The sequence below is a fragment of the Micromonospora violae genome (genome assembly GCF_004217135.1).
In the GTDB taxonomy this organism is placed as follows: domain Bacteria; phylum Actinomycetota; class Actinomycetes; order Mycobacteriales; family Micromonosporaceae; genus Micromonospora; species Micromonospora violae.
On record NZ_SHKK01000001.1, the window covers coordinates 3,820,834 to 3,842,368 of the forward strand.

General features: G+C 73.0%; 19 protein-coding genes. 9 read left to right on the forward strand and 10 right to left on the reverse strand.

Annotated features, from left to right (window positions below; all coding sequences use genetic code 11):
• Positions 1-51: 51 nt before the first annotated feature.
• Positions 52-906 carry a DUF308 domain-containing protein gene (locus tag EV382_RS16780; protein WP_130403051.1) on the forward strand — a complete coding sequence of 285 codons (855 nt, stop codon included), beginning with the start codon at positions 52-54 and terminating at the stop codon, positions 904-906.
• Between the two features lie 158 nt (positions 907-1,064).
• A complete protein-coding gene (locus tag EV382_RS16785) occupies positions 1,065-2,558 on the forward strand; it encodes an alpha,alpha-trehalose-phosphate synthase (UDP-forming) (protein WP_244236726.1) in 1,494 nt (497 codons plus the stop codon).
• 32 nt (positions 2,559-2,590) lie between these two features.
• On the opposite strand, the gene EV382_RS16790 is transcribed toward EV382_RS16785, so the two are convergent.
• From EV382_RS16790 to EV382_RS16815, 6 genes are all read right to left on the reverse strand, one after another.
• Complete coding sequence (locus tag EV382_RS16790) at positions 2,591-3,385, reverse strand: alpha/beta hydrolase (RefSeq protein WP_130408897.1); 795 nt, start codon at positions 3,383-3,385, stop codon at positions 2,591-2,593.
• A 20-nt stretch (positions 3,386-3,405) separates the two neighbouring features.
• A complete protein-coding gene (locus tag EV382_RS16795) occupies positions 3,406-4,812 on the reverse strand; it encodes a flavin-containing monooxygenase (RefSeq protein WP_130403055.1) in 1,407 nt (468 codons plus the stop codon).
• Between the two features lie 117 nt (positions 4,813-4,929).
• A complete protein-coding gene (locus EV382_RS16800; protein WP_130403057.1) occupies positions 4,930-5,622 on the reverse strand; it encodes an endonuclease/exonuclease/phosphatase family protein in 693 nt (230 codons plus the stop codon).
• A gap of 11 nt (positions 5,623-5,633) precedes the next feature.
• On the reverse strand, positions 5,634-6,581 hold the full coding sequence (locus tag EV382_RS16805; RefSeq protein WP_130403059.1) for an ROK family glucokinase: 948 nt from the start codon (positions 6,579-6,581) through the stop codon (positions 5,634-5,636).
• Between the two features lie 77 nt (positions 6,582-6,658).
• The gene (locus EV382_RS16810) at positions 6,659-7,363 is read right to left on the reverse strand and encodes a hypothetical protein (protein WP_130403061.1); all 705 of its coding nucleotides are present in this window, start codon (positions 7,361-7,363) and stop codon (positions 6,659-6,661) included.
• A 31-nt stretch (positions 7,364-7,394) separates the two neighbouring features.
• Positions 7,395-7,850: an SRPBCC family protein gene (locus EV382_RS16815; RefSeq protein ID WP_130403063.1), complete on the reverse strand. Its 456-nt coding sequence runs from the start codon at positions 7,848-7,850 to the stop codon at positions 7,395-7,397.
• Between the two features lie 180 nt (positions 7,851-8,030).
• On the opposite strand from EV382_RS16815, the gene EV382_RS16820 reads away from it, so the two are divergent.
• The 7 genes from EV382_RS16820 (at position 8,031) to EV382_RS16850 (ending at position 16,513) form a co-directional block, all read left to right on the forward strand.
• Complete coding sequence (locus EV382_RS16820; RefSeq protein WP_130403065.1) at positions 8,031-9,845, forward strand: AMP-dependent synthetase/ligase; 1,815 nt, start codon at positions 8,031-8,033, stop codon at positions 9,843-9,845.
• A 14-nt stretch (positions 9,846-9,859) separates the two neighbouring features.
• Positions 9,860-11,551 (forward strand): sensor histidine kinase, encoded by a 1,692-nt coding sequence (locus EV382_RS16825; RefSeq protein ID WP_130403067.1) that lies wholly within the window; start codon positions 9,860-9,862, stop codon positions 11,549-11,551.
• Positions 11,552-11,558: 7 nt separating this feature from the next.
• On the forward strand, positions 11,559-12,227 hold the full coding sequence (locus tag EV382_RS16830) for a response regulator transcription factor (RefSeq protein WP_030337723.1): 669 nt from the start codon (positions 11,559-11,561) through the stop codon (positions 12,225-12,227).
• 189 nt (positions 12,228-12,416) lie between these two features.
• Positions 12,417-13,226: an SAM-dependent methyltransferase gene (locus EV382_RS16835; RefSeq protein WP_130403069.1), complete on the forward strand. Its 810-nt coding sequence runs from the start codon at positions 12,417-12,419 to the stop codon at positions 13,224-13,226.
• 79 nt (positions 13,227-13,305) lie between these two features.
• Positions 13,306-14,964 (forward strand): putative bifunctional diguanylate cyclase/phosphodiesterase, encoded by a 1,659-nt coding sequence (locus tag EV382_RS16840; RefSeq protein WP_244236958.1) that lies wholly within the window; start codon positions 13,306-13,308, stop codon positions 14,962-14,964.
• A 275-nt stretch (positions 14,965-15,239) separates the two neighbouring features.
• A complete protein-coding gene (locus tag EV382_RS16845) occupies positions 15,240-15,824 on the forward strand; it encodes a TetR/AcrR family transcriptional regulator (RefSeq protein WP_130403071.1) in 585 nt (194 codons plus the stop codon).
• Positions 15,825-15,844: 20 nt separating this feature from the next.
• On the forward strand, positions 15,845-16,513 hold the full coding sequence (locus EV382_RS16850; protein WP_130403073.1) for a lysophospholipid acyltransferase family protein: 669 nt from the start codon (positions 15,845-15,847) through the stop codon (positions 16,511-16,513).
• Between the two features lie 4 nt (positions 16,514-16,517).
• On the opposite strand, the gene EV382_RS16855 is transcribed toward EV382_RS16850, so the two are convergent.
• The 4 genes from EV382_RS16855 to EV382_RS16870 are packed head-to-tail and all read right to left on the reverse strand — an operon-like array spanning position 16,518 to position 21,533.
• Positions 16,518-17,702, reverse strand: a complete 1,185-nt coding sequence (locus EV382_RS16855; protein WP_130403075.1) for a vWA domain-containing protein — start codon at positions 17,700-17,702, stop codon at positions 16,518-16,520.
• On the reverse strand, positions 17,702-18,871 hold the full coding sequence (locus EV382_RS16860) for an AAA family ATPase (RefSeq protein ID WP_130403077.1): 1,170 nt from the start codon (positions 18,869-18,871) through the stop codon (positions 17,702-17,704). Before EV382_RS16860 ends, EV382_RS16855 begins: the two co-directional genes overlap by 1 nt.
• Positions 18,868-20,400: a hypothetical protein gene (locus EV382_RS16865; protein ID WP_130403079.1), complete on the reverse strand. Its 1,533-nt coding sequence runs from the start codon at positions 20,398-20,400 to the stop codon at positions 18,868-18,870. The genes EV382_RS16860 and EV382_RS16865 overlap by 4 nt, the downstream gene beginning before the upstream one ends.
• The gene (locus EV382_RS16870; protein WP_130403081.1) at positions 20,397-21,533 is read right to left on the reverse strand and encodes a leucine-rich repeat domain-containing protein; all 1,137 of its coding nucleotides are present in this window, start codon (positions 21,531-21,533) and stop codon (positions 20,397-20,399) included. Before EV382_RS16870 ends, EV382_RS16865 begins: the two co-directional genes overlap by 4 nt.
• Positions 21,534-21,535 lie beyond the last annotated feature (2 nt).

Below are 21,535 nucleotides of genomic sequence, written 5' to 3' on the forward strand. Positions count from 1 at the left end.
CCGAGGGGCAGAGGTGGCCGCGCCGGAAGGCGCGTTAAGGGGGATGTCCGGGTGTCAGCGGGTGGGGCCCGCCGGGGACGGCGGGACAACGGGCTCGACGCGAACGAGTACGCCGTCGTCGGCGACGTCGATCCGCGCGTCGGTGAGCACCTGCTCGACGTGCTGGCCGCCGGTGGGATAGCCGCCTACCTCCAGCCCTCCGCCGACCTCAACCCGGTCACCCGCACCACCACCGTGCCGGCCCGGCCGGTCGACCGGCTCTACGTCGACCGCTCGCACCTGACCACCGCCCGGGACTACCTGACCCAGCTCGCCGACGAGACCACTCCGGAACAGCAGCCGCCGCCGCGCGACGAACCGGACATCGACGCCGAGTGGGCACGGATCGTGGCCGGCTTCCACACCACCTCCGCGCCCGGTGACCACCCGTGGCCCGCCTCGGAGGACGTGGACGACCGGGACGCACGGGACGAGCCCACCGCCGGGCCGCTGACCCGCTCCGGCACCGACGAGCCCGGTCCGACCGCCACCGACGTCCGCCGGCTACCGTCCGCGACGGACATCTCCGGGATCTCCGTGGGCCGCGGCGCCCGGCCGGACGAGCCCTCGCTGCTGGACGGGTTGGACACCTTCGGCGCCGACCTGCCCGACGACGAGGACGACGAGGGTTACCACCCGCCGCCGCCACCTCCGCTGCCGCGGTTCAGCAAGTACGCGGTGATCGGCGTGCTCGGGGTGGTCGTCGGGTTCGTGCTGTTCCTCTTCCCGTGGCTGCTGCCGATCGACCGCTCGGCGGTCACGCTGTTCGGGTTCACCGGTATCCTGGCCGGTTTCGTCACGCTGATCTGGCGGCTACGCCCCGGCGACGAGGACGACGACGACCCGGACAACGGCGCCGTCGTCTGAGGCCGGCCCGCATCCCGGGACAGCAGCGCCCCGCCAGGGGCGTAACAGTGGTGTAACTTACTGTCAGTAGGAATACCGCTGTACGTCACTTGCCCCGCTGACTGACCGGTTTTTCCTTGCTCGCGGCGGTCAGCCCTCTGCTGATCGGAATGCCCGAGATGCGACAGAGTTCTCTCGTGGTGGTGGCCAACCGCCTCCCCATCGACGACAATCAGGCGCCCGACGGGGCCTGCGAGTGGCGGCGCAGCCCGGGCGGGCTGGTCAGCGCACTGCACCCGCTTTTGCGGCACACCCCGGCGACCTGGGTCGGCTGGGCCGGCGGCACCGGGCCGGCCCCCTCCCTGCCGGACGTCGACGGCGTACGGATGCACACCGTCGCGCTCAGCCCGGAAGACCTGCGCGACCACTACGAGGGGTTCGCCAACGCCACCCTCTGGCCGCTCTACCACGACTCGGTGGAACAGCCACAGCACCACCGCCGCTGGTGGGAGGCGTACCAGCGGGTCAACCAGCGCTTCGCCGAGGCGACCGCCGAGGTGGCCGAGCCGGGCGCGGTGGTCTGGGTGCAGGATTACCACCTGCAACTGGTCCCCGGTCAGCTGCGCGCGCTCCGACCGGACCTGCGCATCGGGTTCTTCCTGCACGTGCCGTTCCCGCCGCCGGAGCTTTTCATGCAACTGCCCCGCCGGGCCGAACTGCTGCGCGGCATGCTCGGCGCCGACCTGGTCGGCTTCCAGCGGGTGCAGGCGGCGCACAACTTCGCCCAGTTGGTGACGCGGGTGCTGGAGCTGCCGGCCACCGACCGGCGGATCGGCATCGACGACCGGGTCGTCCGCATCGGCGCGTTCCCGGTCTCCATCGACACCGCCGAGATGGCCGCGCTCGCCGGCCGCCCGGACGTGGCCGCCCGGGCCCACCGGCTCCGTCAGGACCTCGGCGACCCCCGGCAGGTCGTCCTCAGCGTGGACCGGATGGACTACACCAAGGGCATCGAGCAGCGCCTCAAGGCGTACAGCGAGTTGCTCGCCAGCGGCGACGTCAAGGTCCGCGACACGGTGCTGGTGCAGGTCGCCATGCCGAGCCGGGAACGCGTCGGCCAGTACCAGATCCTGCGCGAGCGCATCGAACGCGAGGTCGGCCGGATCAACGGCGAATTCGGGCGGGTCGGCGAGCCGGCGATCCACTACCTCACCCAGCCCTTCGACCGCGCCGAGCTGGCCGCGCTCTACCGGGTCGCCGACGTGATGGCGGTGACCCCGTTGCGCGACGGGATGAACCTCGTCGCCAAGGAGTACGTGGCCGCACGGGTCGACGACACGGGCGCGCTGCTGCTCAGCGAGTTCGCCGGCACCGCCGCCGAGCTGTCCCAGGCGTACCTGGTCAACCCGCACGACCTGGAGGGGCTCAAGCAGGGCCTGCGGGCGGCGCTGCGGGCCACCCCGGCCGACACCACCCAGCGGATGCAGGCCATGCGCGCCCACCTGCACCAGCACGACATCCGGGCCTGGGCCCGCTCCTACCTCCGCGCCCTGGACGAGGGCGGCGCGCTGATCAGCCGGCTGACCAGCCCCGACACCGGCACCGACGGCGCGGCTCGGGTGCCCCGGCCGGCCACCCCGACCGGTCCGGCCGTGCACCAGGCCGGCAGCTGACCGCCAGCGGCGTGGCGCTGAGTATCTGACGCTCAGTGCGCCGTGGGCTCCTTCTCCAACCAGTCCAGGATCGCGTCGATCGGCTCCGCCCACCGCGCATCCAACATCAGATCGTGGCCCATCCCCGGAAAGAGCAACGGCGCCGACCCGTACCGACGGGCCACCCGGGTCAACGTCGACGCCGGCACCACCCGGTCGTCCGGGCTGCCCAGCACCAGCACCGGGGGCGCACCCACCGCCGGCTCGGCCTCCGGCTCACCCAGCAGCGACCACTGCGCCCGCCGACCCGCCCGGCCGAGGCGCCCGACGTACCGCCGGGCCTCCTCATCGGGCACCTCGCGGCTGAACAGCTGCCCCCGGCTGAGCCGCAACGGCCCACCGAACACCGCCGGCAACGTTCCTGCCGGGTTACGACGCAACGCCGTGCCCAACACCTTCCAGCCGCCGAAGACCGGCGCCACCAGCACCGCACTGCGCGCCGGGTAGCGGGCCAACGCGTGGGCCACCACCAGGGCACCAGCGCCGTGCCCCACCAGCACCGCCTGCCGGGGCAGGCTCGCGGCCACCTGGACCACATCATGGGCGTACGCCCGCAGCGTCGCCTCCGGCGCCGGCTCACTGGCCCCGTGCCCGCGCAGGCTCAACGCGTACGCCGGGAAACCCCGCGACGCCGCGTGCCCCAACCAGTGCTCGGCGAACGCCCACGCGCCGTGCCCGAACCCGGGAACGAAGAGCAGCGGCGGACGCCCCTCCTCCAGCTCGGGGATCGCGCTGAGCACCTCCCGCCGGGCCGGCCGGACCGGGCGGGACCACTCCCGCCCCCGCATGATCCGCACCTGATCCGCGCTCACTTGCCCTCCAGTTCGATCAGGGCGCGTTGGATGGCGCGCAGGTAGTCGGCGTGCCCGACCTCGAACCAGTGCCGGCTGCTGTCCTTCACCGGCCCGGAGTACCGCTCCCCGGCCCGGTCCCGCACCCGCTTCGCGAACGCCGCCGCCCGGTCCGGCCGGTCCCGACGGGCCCGCAGCAGTCGGGCGAAGAGCACCGTCTGCCAGTGCGACAGGGTGAACAGCCCGGAGTCCGGTTGCAGCAGGCCGGCGACCGCCAACGTCGGATGCCCCGGGGTGAACGCGTTGAGCCACAGCGTGGGCCGACCCGCGCCCGCGCTGTCGGCGAACACCGACGCGTCGAGGAACTCGAAGCGCGGCAGGTAACCGGTGGCGAAGATGACCACCTCGGGGTCGATCTCGCGGCCGTCGGTCAACTCCACGGCGTACGGGTGGAACCGGGCGATGTCCGGCACCGGGCCGATCCCGCCGTGGCCCACGTAGTAGACGAGCTGACTGTTCGCGATCGGGTGCGTCTCGTACACCCGGTGGTCGGGCTTGGGCAGACCGAAGCGGGTCAGGTCGCCGACGGTCAGCCGCAGCGTCCAGTGGTAGAGCCACTGCCGCATCCGCAGCGGCACCCGCAGCGCCAACAGGGTGTCGTTGACCTGGTCGGCGGGGCGACCGAGCACGTACTTCGGCGCGTACCAGTAGCCGCGCCGGGTGGAGTGCCAGCAGCGCGACGCCTGCTGGGCGGCCTCGACGGCGATGTCGCACCCGGTGTTGCCGGCGCCGACCACCAGCACCCGCTTGCCGCGCAACTGGGCGGGGTCCTTGTACGACGAGGCGTGCATGATCTCGCCGCGGAACTCCTCCAGGCCCTCGTAGCGGGGCAGCTTCGGTGACCAGTTGTGGCCGTTGGCGATCACCACGGCGGCGTACCGGGCGGTGCGCTCGGGGCCGTACCCGCCGGTGGAGCGGGTGGTGACGTCCCACCGCTCCCCCTCGGCGGGCTCGACCCGGATCACCTCGGTGCCGAACCAGATGTGCGAGCGCAGGTCGAAGTGGTCGGCGTACCGCTCGAAGTACGACAGCACCTGAGCGTGGTGCGGGTAGTCCGGCCAGGAGTCCGGCATCGGGAAGTCGGGGAACTGGGTGAACGGCTTCGACGAGATCAGGTGGGTGCTGGCGTACACCGGGCTGCGGTCGTGCCGCCAGTTCCAGGCGCCGCCGACGCCGGTCTCCCGCTCGTAGCAGTCCACGCCGAAGCCGTGCTCGCGCAGATTCTTGATGGCCGTCAGGCCACTGGCCCCGGCCCCGATGACGCAGACCGTGTCGCCCCGGTCGGAGACCGGGCGGCCGTCGCCGTGCGCCGCGGGCGAGGTCGCCTCCGGGTCGGGCCGGCCGTGGTCGGTGGAGGTGGGCACCGGGGGCATCTCCTTTTGGTACGGCAGGCGTGCCGGTCGCCGCGAAATCCTCTCCACAACCGGGCCGGATGTCCAGTCCCGAAGCGGACGCGCCGACGGTCGAGCCGGCGCCGCAGGTCAGCCGGCGGTGGGCAGGAGCAGGTCGACCAGGACCGGGAAGTGGTCGCTGGCCCGGCGGGTCTGCGGGGTGTCCACCACGTCGTAGTCGACCACCGTGATCCGTGGGTCGACGAAGACCGCGTCGATGCGTCGGCGGGGGTCGGCGCACGAGTAGGTGAGCCGCTCGGCCCGGTCGGCCGCCACCGCGGCGTCGGTCAACCCGTGCGACACGGTGGCCCAGGCGGGCCCGCCCGGACCCTCGTTGAGGTCCGCCCCGGCCAGCACCGGGCTGGTCGCCGCGGCCAGGCCACGCTTGAACTCGGCGGCCTGGGCGGGCCGCTCAGCCGGATCGGTGGACAGGTGCGAGCCGGCGAGGGTGAAGCGGGCGTCGCCGACCCGGCAGTCGGCGTACGCGGCACCGCGCAGGTGCCGGCCCGGGGTCAGCGGGAAGCGCTGGCAGTGGGTGCCCAGCACCTGGACCCGCAGACTGGTCAGCAGCAGGTTACCCAGGGCGGGCAGCCCGCCGGCGGCCACCACCAGGCCGAACGACTCGGCCAACGTGGCGGACTTCTGCCGCCACCGGAACCGGCGCGGCCCCTCCTGGACGATCACCACGTCCGGCGTCGCGGCCCGGACCACCGCCGCCAGCGCGGCGGTGTCGTCGCGCTGGCTGTGGATGTTGTACGACACCACGCGCAGCGGCACGCCCATCGCCGACCGCCTCAGAGCCGGCGGGCCAGGTCGGCGGCACCGATCACCCCGGCGCTGTTGCCCAGCTGGGCCGGGAGCACCTCGGCCACCGGCAGGCGACCGCGCTGGGCGAGCGCGTCGAGGTACGAGCGGCGGGTGGGGCCGAGCAGCAGGTCACCGGCGTCGATCACCCCGCCGCCGACGACCAGGGTCTGCGGGTCGAGGATCTGGGCCATGTCGGCGAGGCTGGTGCCCAGCCACCGGCCGATCTGGGCGAACGCCTCGGCGGAGACCGGGTCGCCGCCCTGCGCGGCGGCGGTCACCATCGGGCCGGTGATCGCCTCGGCCTCACCGCCGGCCAGTTCCAGCAGTGCGGCGGCCCGGTTGGGCTCCTGCCGGGCGCCGGCCCGCGCGAACCGGACCAGGGCGCTGCCGCTGGCGTACTGCTCGATGCAGCCCAGCCGGCCGCAGCCGCACTGGTGCCCGTCCGGCACGGCCAGCATGTGGCCCAGCTCCGCGGCGATGCCGTGCGCGCCGCGCATCAGCTCACCGCCGAGGACGATGCCGCCGCCCACCCCGGTGCCGATGGTGAACATGATCATCGAGTCGTCGGCGTCGCGGGCCGCGCCGTAGCGGAACTCGGCCCACGCCGCGACGTTCCCGTCGTTCTCCACGATCACCGGCAGACCGACGGCCTCGCTGACGTACTCGCGCAGCGGTTCGTCCCGCCAGGCCAGGTTGGGGGCGAAGAGCACGGTCGACCGGCCGGCGTCGATCCACCCGGCCGCGCCGATGCCGACGGCCTCGATGCTCCGCCCGGCGACCAACTCGCCGACCAACTCGATGATGACGTCGCGGGTCTTGGCGACGTCATCGGCGGGAGTGTCCCGTCGGGCCTGCACGAGGACCGTGCCGGTGTCGTCCACGACACCGCCGGCCACCTTCGTGCCACCGACGTCGACTCCGATGGTCAGCGTCACCGCTGCCGCCCCCCTCTGCTGTGCTGTCCGGCCCATGGCCCGGCCCAGTGCCGGTCCGGGTCGGAAATGTCCCGCGCTCAGGCGCCGTCGCCCGATGCTTCCGCGCTGGCGTCATCGGGCACCCGCGAGGCGGGCACCACGGGACGGGTGGTCGGTGCCGGTACGGTCGCCGCCCCGGCCTCGTCGACGGGTGGTGCGGCGGCCGGGGCGAGTGGGTTCGCCGTCCGGGTGGCGACCGACCAGACATCCCGCTCCGGCGCCGGCTGAGAATCATGCCCGGTGCGGGTGGCATCGCGCCACACGTGGTCGTCGCCGGCCCCGGTGGACGGGGCGCTCGGAGGTGGCTCGGGGAGCAGGTCGTCGGTGCTCGGGGTGGGTGCCGGCGAGGGCGGGGCGGTCGGTGCGGTGGCCGGCTCGGCGGGGTTCGTCGCGGACGTTTCCGCCGGGGAGAACGCGCGGAGCAGGCTGGCGACCCCTGCGGCGAAGTCACCGGCGCCGGTCGCGAGACGTTCGGCGAATTCCGGACTCGGGTCCCGCAACGCGGCGATGCCGCGACAGACCGGGCAGACGCAGCATTCGGCCGAACCGGTGGCGAAAGCACCACCGCCGCCAGCACGTTCGTCCGGGCCCCCGCTGTGACCGAGGACACCGGACAACATCCCGCCCAGCGAGCCGAACGCGCCGCTCGCCGAGCCGGCGGAGGCCAGTCTCGCCCCCGCCAGCAGGGTGGCCACCAGCCGCTCCGCCTCTTCCCGGGCCGAACCCGGATCCGTTCCGCCCACCGTCGGCTCCTCTACCGTGCCACCGGACCGGTCACTGCGCCGCACCGGTTGCTTCTACCCGGCGCTTGAGCTGCTTCAACGCGGTGTCCATGATCATCTTTTCGGCTTTGCGCCGAAACATCCCGAGCATGCCGACCGACAGGTCGACCTCCAGCGTGTAGGTCACCGTGGTGCTGCCGTCCGGGTTACCGACCAGGTCGTACGACCCACGCTGGGCCTTCTGCATCTTCGACGGGGCGACCAGGTGCCACTCGATCCGGGACAGATCCTCGGCGTACTCGTACTCGAGCACGTACTCGTCGGCCATCACCCCGGCGTCGATGGTGAACCGCACCTGACTGGCGTAGCCGTCCTCGTACTCCTCGACGACCTCGACGCGGCGCACCGCGTCGGTCCACTCGGGGTAGCGCGCGAAGTCGCAGATGACCGCCGTCACCTGATCCGGTGCGGCGCCGATGATGATCGACTGGGTGGAGGAGTCCGCCATGGGGGGAGGCTACCCGGCGGGCACCGCGCGCACGCCGCGCCGCCCCAGCCACGCCCGCGCCCAGCACCCCCGGACAACGCTGGGCGTTAACAGAGTGCCCTTGCTCACCGGGTAGGTTTCGACACAGCCGACGCCCACGGCGGCGGCCTGCCCGGCCAGTGCCAGCACGAAGGAGTGCAAGTGCGCGAGTTCTCCGTCCCGCCGATCGTCACCGTTGGCGACGCGGCCAACCTCACCGATCCGGTCTGGGACAACGCCGAGGTCGCGCCCGACGCCGTCCAGTTCGCCCGCCCCGCCCCGAGCGCCGACGGCACCCTCACCGCCTGGACCGAGGTGACCTGCCTCCAGTTCCGCGACGAGGTGGCCGCCGTCGCCCGCGGGCTGATCGCCGCCGGCATCGAGCCAGGTGTCCGGGTCGGGCTGATGAGCCGCACCCGCTACGAGTGGACGCTGCTGGACTACGCCATCTGGGCCGTCGGCGCGGTGACCGTGCCGATCTACGAGACGTCCAGCGCCGAACAGGCCGCGTGGATCCTCGAGGACTCCAACGCCGTCGCCGTCGTGGTCGAGACCGAGGCGCACGCCGCGCTGATCGCCGGTGTCCGGGACCGCCTGCCCGAGCTGGGCCAGGTCTGGCAGATCGACCGCGGCGGGGTCGAGCACCTGGTCACCACCGGCGCGACGGTCGAGCTGGCCGAGGTTGAGCGGCGGCGCAAGGCCGTCCGCGCCGGCGACCTCGCCACGATCATCTACACCAGCGGCACCACCGGCCGACCCAAGGGTTGCGTGCTCACCCACCGCAACATGTACGCCGACATCGCCAACGCGGTGCCGGTGCTGCCGAACCTGTTCAACGCCGGTGCGAGCACCCTGCTCTTCCTCCCACTGGCACACGCCTTCGCCCGGCTCATCCAGATCGGCGTCGTGCAGGCACGGGCCACCATGGCGCACTGCGCCGACACCAGGAACCTGGTCGCCGAGCTACAGGCGTTCCGGCCGACCTTCGTGCTCTCCGTACCCCGGGTGTTCGAGAAGGTCTACAACGCCGCCAAGCAGAAGGCCGAGGCGGACGGCAAGGGCGGCATCTTCGCCCGCGCCGAGCAGGTCGCCATCGCGTACAGCGAGGCCCTGGAGACCCCGGGCGGGCCGGGCCTGGCGCTGCGCGCCCAGCACGCCGTCTTCGACCGGCTGGTCTACCGCAAGCTGCGCGCCGCGCTCGGCGGACGGTGCCGGGACGCGATCTCCGGCGGCGCGCCGCTGGGCGCCCGGCTCGGTCACTTCTTCCGGGGTGTCGGCGTGACGGTCCTGGAGGGCTACGGCCTCACCGAGACCTCGCCCGCCGCTGCGGCGAACCTGCCCACCGGCACCCGGATCGGCACCGTCGGCCGTCCGCTGCCCGGCGTGACCGTGCGGATCGAGGACGACGGCGAGATTCTGATCTCCGGCGAGCTGATCTTCCAGGGCTACTGGCGCAACGAGACCGCGACGGCCGAGACGATCACCGCCGACGGCTGGTTCCGCACCGGCGACCTGGGCCAGCTCGACTCCGACGGCTACCTGAGCATCACCGGCCGCAAGAAGGAGCTGATCGTCACCGCCGGTGGCAAGAACGTCGCCCCGGCGGTGCTGGAGGACCTGGTCCGGGCGCACCCGTTGATCAGCCAGTGTGTCGTGGTCGGCGACGCCAAGCCGTTCATCGCGGCGTTGGTCACCGTCGACGAGGAGGCGCTGCCGACCTGGCTGGAGAGCGCCGGGATGCCGCTCGACACCACCGTCGAGCAGCTGCGCGAGCACGAGGGCCTCCGCAAGGAGATCCAGACCGCGATCGACACCGCGAACCAGGCGGTGTCGAAGGCCGAAGCGATCAAGGTGTTCCGGGTCCTGCCCCGCGACTTCACCGAGGCGACCGGCGAGCTGACCCCGTCGCTCAAGGTCAAGCGCCAGGTTGTCCACAAGACGTACGCGGCGGAGATCGCCGATATCTACCGAAGCTGACTACCATCCGTCACGTGCCCGCATCAACAGCCACCGCACCGCACCCGCATCCCCTCGCCGCGGCCGCCCGCCTGGTGATGCTGGCGCTGATCGCCATCCTGACCCTGTTCGCCACCCGCGACGTCACCCAGCTGTGGTGGATCGCGCTGCTGGCGGTGGCCGGGCTGCCGTCGCTGCTGGCACCGCAGCACCGGCTGGTCGGCCCGCTGAGCCGGGTGGCCGAGGTGGTGGTGCTGGGGCTGGCCGCGAGCCAGGTCGCCGCGGAGGCGTCCATCGGCGGCACCGTCGACGGTCTGGGCGCGTCGGCGGTGCTGCCCTACCTGGCGGTCCCGGTGACCGTCACCGCGCTGCGCCGCCGCTTCGCCGAGGGCGCCGCGCTGCTCGTGGTCACCGCCGTCACCCTGCTGGTCAGCGGCGCGTCGACCCAGGTCGAGGGCGGGGCACAACTCGCCCAGCCGGGTTACCTCGCGGTCTGCGCGCAGTGGCTGATCCTGGCGGCGCTGGGGCTCTACGCCGCCGGCACGCTGCACCAGGTGATGGCGGTCCGCGGTGAGGGCAAACCCCAGCCGTACGCCGAGGCCACCCGACTGCTGACCCAGCTGCGTACGGTGGCCCGGCAACTGCCCGGGGCGACCCTGGATCCGGGCGGCATCTCCGAGCACCTGCTGGAGGAGCTGCGCACGGTGGCCCGCGCCGACCGGGGGGCGGTGCTGTCGGCCAGCGGCGGCGGTCGGCTCGTGGTGCTCGCCCAGGCCGGCGTCGACCGGGTGGACTGGGAGACGACGCTGGACGCGGACTCGGCGATCGCCGACGCCTGGGCCACCCAGCAGGCCACCACCGCCGCCCGGTCGCAGTCCCGCTCGCACCGCGGCGGCGAGGTGTCCGCGCTGATCGTTCCGCTGGTCGCCGGGGTACGCACGGTGGGGCTGGTGGTGCTGGAGGCCGACGCCACGCACGCGTACCCGCCGCCGGTGGTGGCCCGGGTGACCGGGCTGACCCGCCCGGCCGCGCTGCGGCTGGAGGCGGCGCTGCTCTTCGACGAGGTGCGCTCGCTGGCGACCAACGAGGAGCGACAGCGGCTGGCCCGGGAGATCCACGACGGGGTGGCACAGGAACTGGTGATGGTCGGCTACGGCATCGACAACGCCCTGGCCACCGTCTTCGACGACGCCGACGAGACCGCCGAGGCCCTGCGTACGCTGCGCGGCGAGGTGACCCGGGTGATCCAGGAGCTGCGGCTGAGCCTCTTCGAGCTGCGCAGCGAGGTGGACCGGCAGGGTGGGTTGGCCGCGGCGATCGCGGAGTACGCGCGCACCGTCGGCGCGTCCGGCGGGCTGCGGGTGCACCTCTCGCTGGACGAGTCGACCGCCCGGCTGCCGGCCGCCACGGAGGCCGAGTTGCTGCGCATCGCCCAGGAGGCGGTGACCAACGCGCGCAAGCACGCCGGGGCGTCCAATTTGTGGGTCACGTGTGAAGTTGACCCCCCGTACGCGCAAATAGAAGTGTCGGATGACGGTCAGGGGATGGCTGACCAGCGCCCGGACGGGCGGTACGGTCTTGCGATCATGGCCGAGAGGGCGGAACGTATCCGGGGCCGGTTGGAGATCAGGCCGCGGCAACCCAGCGGCACGACCGTGGCGGTGGTTCTCGGCACCTCGGCCCGGCGCGATAACGTGCGCGGCAGCGCAGCACCAGAAGGGGAGTAACCCGAGGATGACCACAAGTCCGATACCGGCAACCCGTACCAAGGTCCTCCTTGTCGACGATCATGACCTGATTCGCAAGGGCCTGCGGCACGCCTTCGAGCGTGACCGCCAGTTCGAGGTCGTCGGTGAGGCGGCCACGGCGGCGGAGGGCGTACGCCAGGCCGGCGCCTTGCAGCCGGACGTGGTGATCATGGATCTGCGGCTGCCCGACGGCAGCGGCCTGGAGGCCACCCGCGCCTTGCGCAAGTCGAGCGCGTCGATGGGCATCGTGGTGTTGACCATGTATGCCGGCGATGACCAGCTCTTCGGCGCGTTGGAGGCCGGCGCGAGCGCCTTCGTGCCGAAGACCGCCCCGGCCGACGAGGTGGTGGCCGCCGCACGGCACGCCGCCTCCTCTCCCAGCGCCTTCACCGCGGCCGACCTGGCCGAGGCGATGAAGCGCCGGCTCGCCCCGTCCGGCCCGCAGTTGTCTCCCCGCGAGGGGCAGGTGCTGCGGCTGCTCGCCGACGGAATGAGCGTGGCGGGCATCGCCAAGCAGCTGTTCGTCAGCGAGTCCACGGCGAAGACGCACATCTCCAAGCTCTACGAGAAGCTCGGCGCGGCCAACCGGGCTCAGGCCCTGATGACCGCGTTGCGGCTCGGCCTGCTCGAGGCACCGGACGCGCCGAAGTTCTGACCTGCCTTCCGCTCGTCGAGCGGGACGCCGCGACCGACGGTCCGCGCCAGCCTCTCCCCGGCGCGGGCCGTCGCGCATCGACCGACATCGACGGGCAACCTCCGGCGCGCTATGGTCTGGCGTGCGTGGCGGGTGGACAATACCCGCGCGGGCGACGACGCTCGCGTCGCGGACTCGAGGGGTGAACGCATGCAGCGGCCGGAATGGGCACCCGACACCATCGACATCGAGCGCCCGAGCGTCGCGCGGATGTACGACTACTACCTCGGTGGCTCGCACAACTTCGCCGCTGACCGGGCCGCAGCGCAGGCGATGGTCGCCGCGGTGCCCGAGGCGCCGCTGATGGCCCAGGCCAACCGGGCGTTCCTGCGCCGGGCCGTGCACCACCTCGCCGAGGCCGGGATCCGGCAGTACCTGGACATCGGCTCGGGCATTCCGACCGTGGGCAACGTGCACGAGATCGCCCAGCAGCTCGACCCTCGGTCACGAGTGGTCTATGTGGACGTCGACCCGGTGGCGGTGGCACACAGCCGCGAGATCCTCGCCGGCAACGAGCAGGCCACAGTGGTGCAGGAGGACCTGCGCCGGCCGGAGGCGATCCTGGCACATCCGGACGTCCGCAAGGTGCTCGATCTGAGCCAACCGGTGGCCGTGATGGTGGTGGCCGTCCTGCACTTCGTCTCCGATGACGACCGACCGGCGGAGCTGCTGCGCACGCTCCGGGACGCGTTGGCGCCCGGCAGTTACCTGGTGCTGTCCCAGGCCAGCGACGACGGGCGCAGTGAGGACGAACGCGCCGAGGCGGAGCGGGTCTACCGGCGTACCGACAGCCCGTTGTGGATACGCAGCCGCGCCGAGCTGACCGCGCTCTTCGACGGGTTCGAGCTGCTCGACCCCGGCGTGGTCTGGGTGCCCCAGTGGCGACCGGACACTCCGGAGAGCGCTGAGGACGCCGAGCGCGCGGTCTTCATGGGCGGTGTCGGGCGGCTCGGTGGCTGAGCCGCCCGGGGTGCCCTCCCACCCGGGCACGTTCGCGCGGGCCTGGGCGAAGGCGGTCTCCGGCACCAGCTACCTCCCGATGACCCAGGCCCAGTTGGAGTCCCTGCTGGACCGACTCACCGGACACCTGGCCACCGCCCTGGTCACCGAGCCGTTCGACCTGCGTGCCGGGCACCGGGTGGGCGCCGAGTTGGTCGCCGCGCACATCGCCTCCGCCGAGGGCCTGGGTCGAACCGTCGAGGTCATCCAGCTCCGGTTGATCCGCGACCTGGGGTTGGTGGCCGAGGACGTCGAGGACCGGATGGCCCGGCTGTTGGCGGCCGTGGCGACCGGTTACGCCCGCGCGTTGCGCGACCGGACGCTCGACGAGCAGGAGTCGATCCGCCGCGCCGCGATGCGGGCCCGCAACCAGGCCGAGCGGGCGCTGCGCGCCAGCGAGGCCCGGTTCCGGCATCAGGCCACCCACGACCCGCTCACCGGCCTGCCCAACCGGACGCTGTTCACCGAACGGCTCACCGCCGCGCTCAACGAGCCGGGCCGGGGCGCGCAACGGGTCGGGGTGTGCTTCCTTGACCTGGACCGCTTCAAGGTCGTCAACGACACCCTGGGGCACCAGATCGGTGACCTGCTGCTGGTCACGGTGGCCGAGCGGCTGCGCAAGGCCATTGGCGAGCACCTGGTGGCCCGGCTCGGCGGCGACGAGTTCGTCATCCTGGTGGAACGGACGGCCGGCACCGACGACATGGTCGCGGTGGCCGAGACCGCGCTCGCCGCGGTCCGCACACCGGCGCTGGTCGACGGGCACGAGCTGCAGATCTCGGCGAGCGTCGGCATCGTCGAACGCCAGGTCGCCGGGGCCAACCCGACGGACCTGATGCGGGCCGCCGACAGCACCCTGCACTGGGCGAAGTCCGCCGGCGGGGCGCGCTGGGCGCTCTACGACGCCGAGCGCAACCAACGTGAGCTGGCCCGCTACGCGCTCTCCGCGGCCATTCCGGCGGCGTTGGAGCGGGGCGAGTTCTACCTCGACTACCAGCCGCTGACCTCACTGCGCGACGGCAGCCTGGTCGGCGTGGAGGCGCTGGTCCGCTGGCGGCACCCCGAGTTGGGGGTGCTGCGCCCGGACAGCTTCATCGGGTTGGCCGAGGAGACCGGCCTGATCGTCCAGTTGGGCGGGTGGGTGCTGGCCGAGGCGTGCCGCGAGGCCGAGGCGTGGTCGGCCGGGGGTGCCGCCGCGCCGTTCGTCAGCGTCAACCTGGCGGTACGGCAGGTCCACCGACCCGGTCTGGTGCAGGAGGTTCGTGCGCTGCTGCGGCAGACCGGCCTGCCGCCGGAGCGACTCCAACTCGAGATCACCGAGAGCACGATGATGAGCACCGCCAAGGAGCCGGTACGCGCCCTGCGGGTCCTGGCCGACCTCGGGGTACGCATCGCCATCGACGACTTCGGCACCGGTTACAGCAATCTGGCGTACCTGCGGGACCTGCCGGTGACCGAGTTGAAGGTGGCCGGTGAGTTCGTGGCCGGCCTGCGGTCGCCCGCCGTCGGCCGCACCGACGAACGGATCCTCGCTTCGCTGGTCTCGTTGGCGCACGCGCTGGACCTGACCGTGACCGCCGAAGGGGTGGAGACGGCCGGGCAGGCCGAGCGGCTCCGCGCGATCGGCTGCGACGCCGCCCAGGGCTGGCACTTCGGCCGTCCCGCCCCGGCCGATCGCATCCTGGCCCGCATCCGCTGACCCACCGGCCCGCCCACGCCCCAACCGTTTCCCGCCCACTCCCCCAACTGCGGCTCACCCCGACGTCACGAAAACCCGCAGTGGAGCAGCTGTGGGGTCGAGCGGACAGCGCGGGGCCGGATACTCCGTTGAGGCTGATGTCTGTGAGTCATCTCGATGACTCACAGACATCAGCCTGATCCCGGAAAGGCGTCGGCAGGTCACCGAGACACGCCTGCTTGAGCCAATCCACCGCCGAGGTAGACAGCGTCTACACCGCCTGGTAGACAGTGTCTATGGACGCGGACGAGACGGGGTTGCGGGCACGGCTGGTGGCCGCCGGGGTGGACCTGGTGCTGCGCGAGGGCCAGTCGGCGGTGTCCCTGCGGGAGATCGCCCGCCGCGCCGGGGTCTCCCACGGCGCGCCGCGCCGCTACTTCCCCACCCACGTCGACCTGCTCTCGGCCATCGCCCGGGAGGGCTTCGCCGACCTCACCGCCCGGGTCGAGCAGACGATGCGCGACGTCGACGCGGACCCGCGTACCCGATTGACCGCACTGGCCCGGACGTACCTCGACTTCGCGGCGGCCCACCGCGGCATGTTCGAGCTGATGTTCCGCCACGACCTGCTGGACAGCGGCCGGCTGCGGCTGCGCGAGACGAGCCTGCCGCTCTTCGCCGTGCTGGCCGACCTGGTGGCCCAGGTGCGCCGGCCCACCGACGCACCGGCGACGGTGCTGGCCGGGGCGCTCTGGGCCAACCTGCACGGCATCGCCCAGCTCTGGGCCTGGGGCAGCCTGCCGCTGGCCACCGGAGCCACCGACGACGACGCCCTGCTGCGCACCGCGCTGGACGCCCACCTCGGCCCCACCCCCGCCTGAACCCGATCCCCGGAGGACCCGTGCCCCTGCTGTACGACCTCATGAAGCTGACCGTCGGCACCACGCTGCGGCTGGCCTGGCGACCACGCGTCGAAGGACTGGAGCACCTACCCCGACACGGCGGCGCGATCCTCGCCGGCAACCACCTCTCCGTCGCCGACGAGCTGTTCCTGGCCAGCGCGACCCCTCGGCACGTCACCTTCTGGGCCAAGGCCGAGTACTTCACCGGGCGCGGTCCCGGCGGCTGGCTCAACCGGCAGATCGTCAACGGCATGGGTGCCATCCGGGTCGACCGCGCCGACGGCCGGGCCGCCCTGCGCGCCCTCGACGCCGCCGTGCCGGTGCTGCGCGCGGGTGGTCTGGTCGCCGTGTACCCCGAGGGCACCCGTTCCCCGGACGGGCGGCTCTACCGGGGCCGCGTCGGGATGACCCGACTGGCCCGCGACGCCGAGGTGCCGATCATCCCGGTCGGTGTGCTCGGCACCGCCGAGGTGCTGCCGGTCGACGCGCGGCTGCCCCGCCGACACCCGGTCACCCTGCGGTTCGGCCCGCCGATCCCGGTCGCCGACCGGATCACCGGGCCCCGCGACATCCGGGCGATCACCGACGAGGTGATGGCGGCGATCCAGCAGCTCACCGGCCAGGAGTACGTGCCACGCTACGCCCCGCCGCGCTCGCCGGCCGCCTGACCGATCAGTGGGCGTACGCCACGTCGTCGATGCGTACCGTGGCGATCCACTCCGGTGGCGGCGGCGCCTCCGCCCCGATCAGCCCCGCGATCAGCCGGACGGACTCCGGTGGCGTCGCGGGCCAGGGTGTGTACCCGTCGGTGAGCACGACGATGATGTGCGGCCGGTGTCGCAACGCCTCGTCGACCCCCACCCGCAGGTCGGTGCCACCGCCGCCGGCGAGCCGCACCGCGCCGACGGTGTGCACGGCGCGCACCACCTGCACGGCGGCGTCGCAGGAGAGCACGGTGACCCGGTTGCCGCCGATGCCGACCGCTTTGAGCACCCCACTCACCTCGGCGAGGGCTGCGGCGAGCCGGCCGTCGGACATCGAGCCCGAGGTGTCCACGACGATCGCCACCCGGGGTAGCGGTCGCCGCAGCCGGGGCAGCACCACCCCGCGTAAGGCCGGGGAGCGCCGGGACGGCCGTTGGTAGGTGTAGTCGACCACGCCACTGGCCCAGGCCGCGGCCTCACGGACCGCGCCGGTCAACGCCCGCCGCCAGTCGACGGTGGGCTCCAGGATCGTGTCCGCCCAACGCCGCCAGCCCGCTGGCACGCTGCCCCGGGATCGGGACGCCTGCCGGATCTGCTGGCTGGTGTCCCGCCGGATCGTCCCCGCCTCCACCTCGCTGATTCCCTCGCCGCCGCCGTCACCGACCTCCCACGGCCGGTCCACCCCGTGCGCGCCCGAACCGCAGTCGTCACCGCCGACCTCCGGAGGCAGCAGGGTCAGGTAGCGCTCGAAGAGCAGCCCGGCCGGCATGCCGTACGTCTGCGGTTCCAACCGGCCCGGCGGCAGCGGCAGGCGGTCCGCGAGCAGATCGTCGTTGATCTCGCAGTCCTGCGCGACGTTCACCCGGTGGTGGTCCCGGCCGTGCTCGGTGGAGAGCCGATCGGCCCGGCCGTGGTGGTCGCGGAGCAGGTGGGCGACCTCGTGGATCCACACCGCGGCGAGCTGCGGCACCGTCAGCCCGGCCACGAAGTCAGGATTGACGTAGCAGCGCCAGCGGCGGTCGACTCCCATCGTCGGAACGCTCCGGGACTCGACGACGGTGACGCTGTACAGCGCCGAGGCCAGGTAGGGCCGGTCGTGCGCGGCCCGGAAGCGGGCTGCGAGCAGCTTCGTCCGGTCCAGGCCGCCGGCCATCAGGTCAGGCGCCCGGACAGGTGCAGCACGTCGGCGAACGCGTCGATCGCCGCGGGCACCGGCCAGGACGGTTGGCGTAGCGCGGCGAGGTCCATCGCCGCGCGGGCCGCCACGTCCGGGACGCCGGCCTGCACCGCCTTCTCCAGCACCACCCAGGCCGCCGCCCAACGCCGCTGGTCGACGCGCCCCTGAACCGCCGATATCACCGCCGTGAGGAAGGCGAGCTGCCGGTCGCCCCGCTCGGGGAGAACGAACGCGTCGGGATCGGCCAGCACCCGCTCCGGGTCCGGTAGGTCGAGATTGTCGAGGTAGGTGACGAACTCCAGACCAGCACCGTCGCCGACCGCACCGACCAGAGCCAGCGACAGGGCCTCGCGGCTGGTGCCACAGCAGTGGTGGAAGGTGAGCAGCCGCAGCGCCATCTCCCAGGTGCGCGGCGACGGCCAGGCGCCACCTCGGGCCTCGGGGTCGCTGGGAAGGTGGTGGGTCAGCCCCGGCCGGGCGGTGAGGAATCCGGCGACGGCACCGCGCGCGCGGGCCAGGGCCGAGGCGGCCCGTGCCGGTTCGACAGTTGGCACGGTCACCGCCGGCCAGGTGCCGGCGAGGCCCCGGGCAACGGTACGCGGGTCGTGCGTCCAGTGCAGGTGGACAAAGCGGTTCGCCAGTGGCGGCGCGAGATGCCAGCCGTCCGCGGCGCTGGTGGGCGGGTTCGCCGCCGCGACGATCCGTACTGCGAGCGGCAGGTCCAGGCTGCCGACCCGGCGTTCCAGCACCACCCGCAGCAGCGCCGCCTGCACGGCCGGCGGCGCGGAGGAGAGCTCGTCGAAGAAGAGCAGCCCGCTGCCGCCCCGGGCCAGCCGGACCGCCCAGTCTGGTGGTGCCATCGGCACACCATCGGTGGCGGGTGAGTCGCCGACGATCGGCAGCCCGGAGAAGTCGGAGGGCTCGTGCACGCTGGCGATGACGGTCTCGAGCGGGGTGTCGAGCCGGTCGGCGAGTTGTTGCAGGGTGGCTGACTTGCCGATCCCCGGCTCACCCCAGAGCAGCACCGGCAGGTTGGCTGCCACCGCGAGGGCGAGCGCCTCCACCTTCGGGTCGCGCACCGGTTCGGAGCGCCAGGCCCGGGTGGCGGCGACCAGTGCGTCGGCGCCGGCGAGCGCGGTGTTCATCGGTTGATCCACTCCTCGACCACCTGGCGGATTTCGAGTGGCCCGCGATGATCGTGGTCGTTCTCGTCGTCCTCGTCTTCGTCGTCGTACATCTCGGCCTTGTGGTCGGCCAGTTCGCCGCTGTCCAGCAGGCGATGGACCAGCGTGGGGTCGTCGAGGGACCGCGCGTGGTGCAGCAGGGTGCCGCCCCGACCGTCGCCCATCCGGGGATCGAGTCCGGCGTCCAGCAGCGCCGCCAACGCGGCCGAACCACCATGCTGGATGCGGAGCAACACCTCACGACGTAGCTCCCGCAAAGGCCGGGGCAGCCGACCCGCCGACCCGCGCCAAGCCGCCACCGCGGTCAGACAGCCGGCGACCTGCCCACCCAGACCGCCCAACAGCTGCTCACGGCGCACCTCCTCCGGCGGGTGCGACAACGCATCGAGCCGGCCGTCACCATGCCGCACCGTGTGCCACTCACCCCGACACCGCACCGACACCTCACGCACCACGTCGATATCGTCACGCAGCGGGCCGGCCCCGGCACCGGGAAACAGCACGGCACGAACCAACGGATGCACCTCCGCCGGGGTGAGCAGACCGTGCCGGACCAGGTCCAGGTCGACCGGCCGGGTATGGACCGGATCGGCGAGTGACCTGAGGTCAGAGTGCTCGACACCGGAGCCGATGAGCCGCGCCGCGACGCCGTGCGACTCGCGGCGGCCCACCTCGGCGATCGACCGCCAGCGTTTGCGCACCGCCACCCGATCGACGCCGTAGCGGTCGTGCAGCCGCTGCATCTCGACGCCGAGCCCGATGGGGACCGTCAGCCCCGTCGTCATGCTCTCGGGGTCCGGACGGTAGCCCTGCGGCCGGGTCGGGTCGAGGTCCACCCCGGCTGCCGCCCAGGCAGCGACCGGGTCGCCGGCGGCGATCAGCCGATCGAAGACCTCCGCCCGGGTCGCCAGATCCGCCGGTTCAACCCGCATCGGGTACGCCTCGAACGGCCGCACCGACCCGTCCACCTCGAAGCCCGGCAACCGCTCCGGCGTACCGCCGTACGCCGCGCGGAGCCCGCCGACGTGATCGGCGCTCCAGAACGTCGGTGGCAGGTCCCGTCGGTCGGGTCCCACGGTCAGGGCGGGGCGCACCTTCAGCTGCAACCGCTGGGAGCCGTCCACCGTGCGCGGCACGCTCACCACCAGGATGACGTCATCCTCGCCGAGACGGCCCTCCCGGGTGGACAGGAGCCACTCCTGATGGGTGGCGAGGCTCGTCCGACCGCCGAGAATCCGGGGCAGGTGCCAGCGCAGCAGGTCCGGCGCGAGCGCGACCAGATCCGCCTCAATCAACTCAGCCTGCCGGGCACCGTGGTTACGGCGTACCTCGGCTAGGTCGACCTCGACGTCGATCCGCCCGGCCGCACAGCCGGCCCGCCAGTCCCCGTCCGCACGGGCCGCAGCGCACGCCTCGATCATCACCGGCGGCACGGCAAACCGGCGAACCCGCTGCCAGATGGAGAGCTCGGGGAGGACGGGCTGACTCACCGGTAGATGCTCGCAATCGCCTGGACGTCCTCGTGCGGCGCGGGAACGGGCCGCTCGGCGAGCAGGTCCGCGGCCCGCCGGCGCTGCTTGCGCGGTACCCCACCGTTGATGCCGAGGTAGCACAGCGTCGGGTGGCCCTCGATGGCCGCGACGAGCCGCCGCGCACCGCGACCGCCGATCTCCGTACGCCGCACGTCGAGCCGCCGTAACCGAGCCGGCGGTAGCGCGTCGGCGAGGGCTTCCGCACCCCCGTCGCCGACCACATTGCCCCGCGCGCCGAGAGCCCGCTCGGACGGCGGTCGGGCCAGGTCGAGCGCCTCCCATCCGGCCAGGTGGCGGGCCAGCGCGGCGACCCCGACCGGGGTGACGCCGTTGCCGCCGAGGCCGAGGGTCATCGGCACCCCGTCGGCGAGCGCGGCCAGCGCGGTGACTCCATCGTCGCCGAGGTGATTGGCGGCCAGGTAGAGCTCGCGCACCCCGGCGGCGTGGACCAGTGTGCCGAGCGCGGGCACCGCCGCCAGGTCGAAGCCGTTGCCGCCGAGGAACAGCCGCTGCACGGGCACCGGCCGGTCGGCCAGCGCCTCGGCCAGTGCGGTCAGCCCACGGACGCTCATCCCCACGTTGACCAGGTCGAGCGTACGCACGGTGGTGTTGACCCGCAGCGCCTCGGCGAGCCGCCGCACACCGTCGTCGCCGACCGGGTTGCGCTTGAGCCAGAGCGCCCGGACCTGGTCGTCGACCGCCAGTCGGTCGGCGAGGGCACCCACGCCGGCGGCGTCGATGAGGTTGCACCCCAGGTAGAGGGTGTGCAGCCGGTGGCCGGGGCGTAGCGCGTTGGCCACTGCCACGGCACCGGTGCCGCCGAGGGCGTTGGTGCCGAGCAGGAGATGCCGGACCAGCGGCGAGTCGACCGCCGCCGCCAGGATCCGGGACGTCTGCGTCGGACCGACGCCCTGCTTGCACAGGTCAAGTCGGCCGTCCGCGCGGACCGTCCCGCGTGGGAACATCTCGGCGTCGACGACCTCAGTGGGTATGGCCAGGCGGCCCAGCAGCGGGTCGAAGTCGGACGGGTCGGCGAGCCCGGCGGTGGGGTCGGCGATGATCGGGCAGCGCACCGGCGTCGGCTCGGTCACCA

Bases quoted from the DNA above. Each gene is read 5' to 3' on its own strand.
- EV382_RS16785 (WP_244236726.1), top strand. From the start codon at position 1,065: ATGCGACAGAGTTCTCTCGTGGTGGTGGCCAACCGCCTCCCCATCGAC.
- EV382_RS16790 (WP_130408897.1), bottom strand. From the start codon at position 3,385: ATGCGGGGGCGGGAGTGGTCCCGCCCGGTCCGGCCGGCCCGGCGGGAG.
- EV382_RS16800 (WP_130403057.1), bottom strand. From the start codon at position 5,622: ATGGGCGTGCCGCTGCGCGTGGTGTCGTACAACATCCACAGCCAGCGC.
- EV382_RS16815 (WP_130403063.1), bottom strand. From the start codon at position 7,850: ATGGCGGACTCCTCCACCCAGTCGATCATCATCGGCGCCGCACCGGAT.
- EV382_RS16830 (WP_030337723.1), top strand. From the start codon at position 11,559: ATGACCACAAGTCCGATACCGGCAACCCGTACCAAGGTCCTCCTTGTC.
- EV382_RS16835 (WP_130403069.1), top strand. From the start codon at position 12,417: ATGCAGCGGCCGGAATGGGCACCCGACACCATCGACATCGAGCGCCCG.
- EV382_RS16840 (WP_244236958.1), top strand. From the start codon at position 13,306: ATGACCCAGGCCCAGTTGGAGTCCCTGCTGGACCGACTCACCGGACAC.
- EV382_RS16845 (WP_130403071.1), top strand. From the start codon at position 15,240: ATGGACGCGGACGAGACGGGGTTGCGGGCACGGCTGGTGGCCGCCGGG.
- EV382_RS16855 (WP_130403075.1), bottom strand. From the start codon at position 17,702: ATGGCCGGCGGCCTGGACCGGACGAAGCTGCTCGCAGCCCGCTTCCGG.
- EV382_RS16860 (WP_130403077.1), bottom strand. From the start codon at position 18,871: ATGAACACCGCGCTCGCCGGCGCCGACGCACTGGTCGCCGCCACCCGG.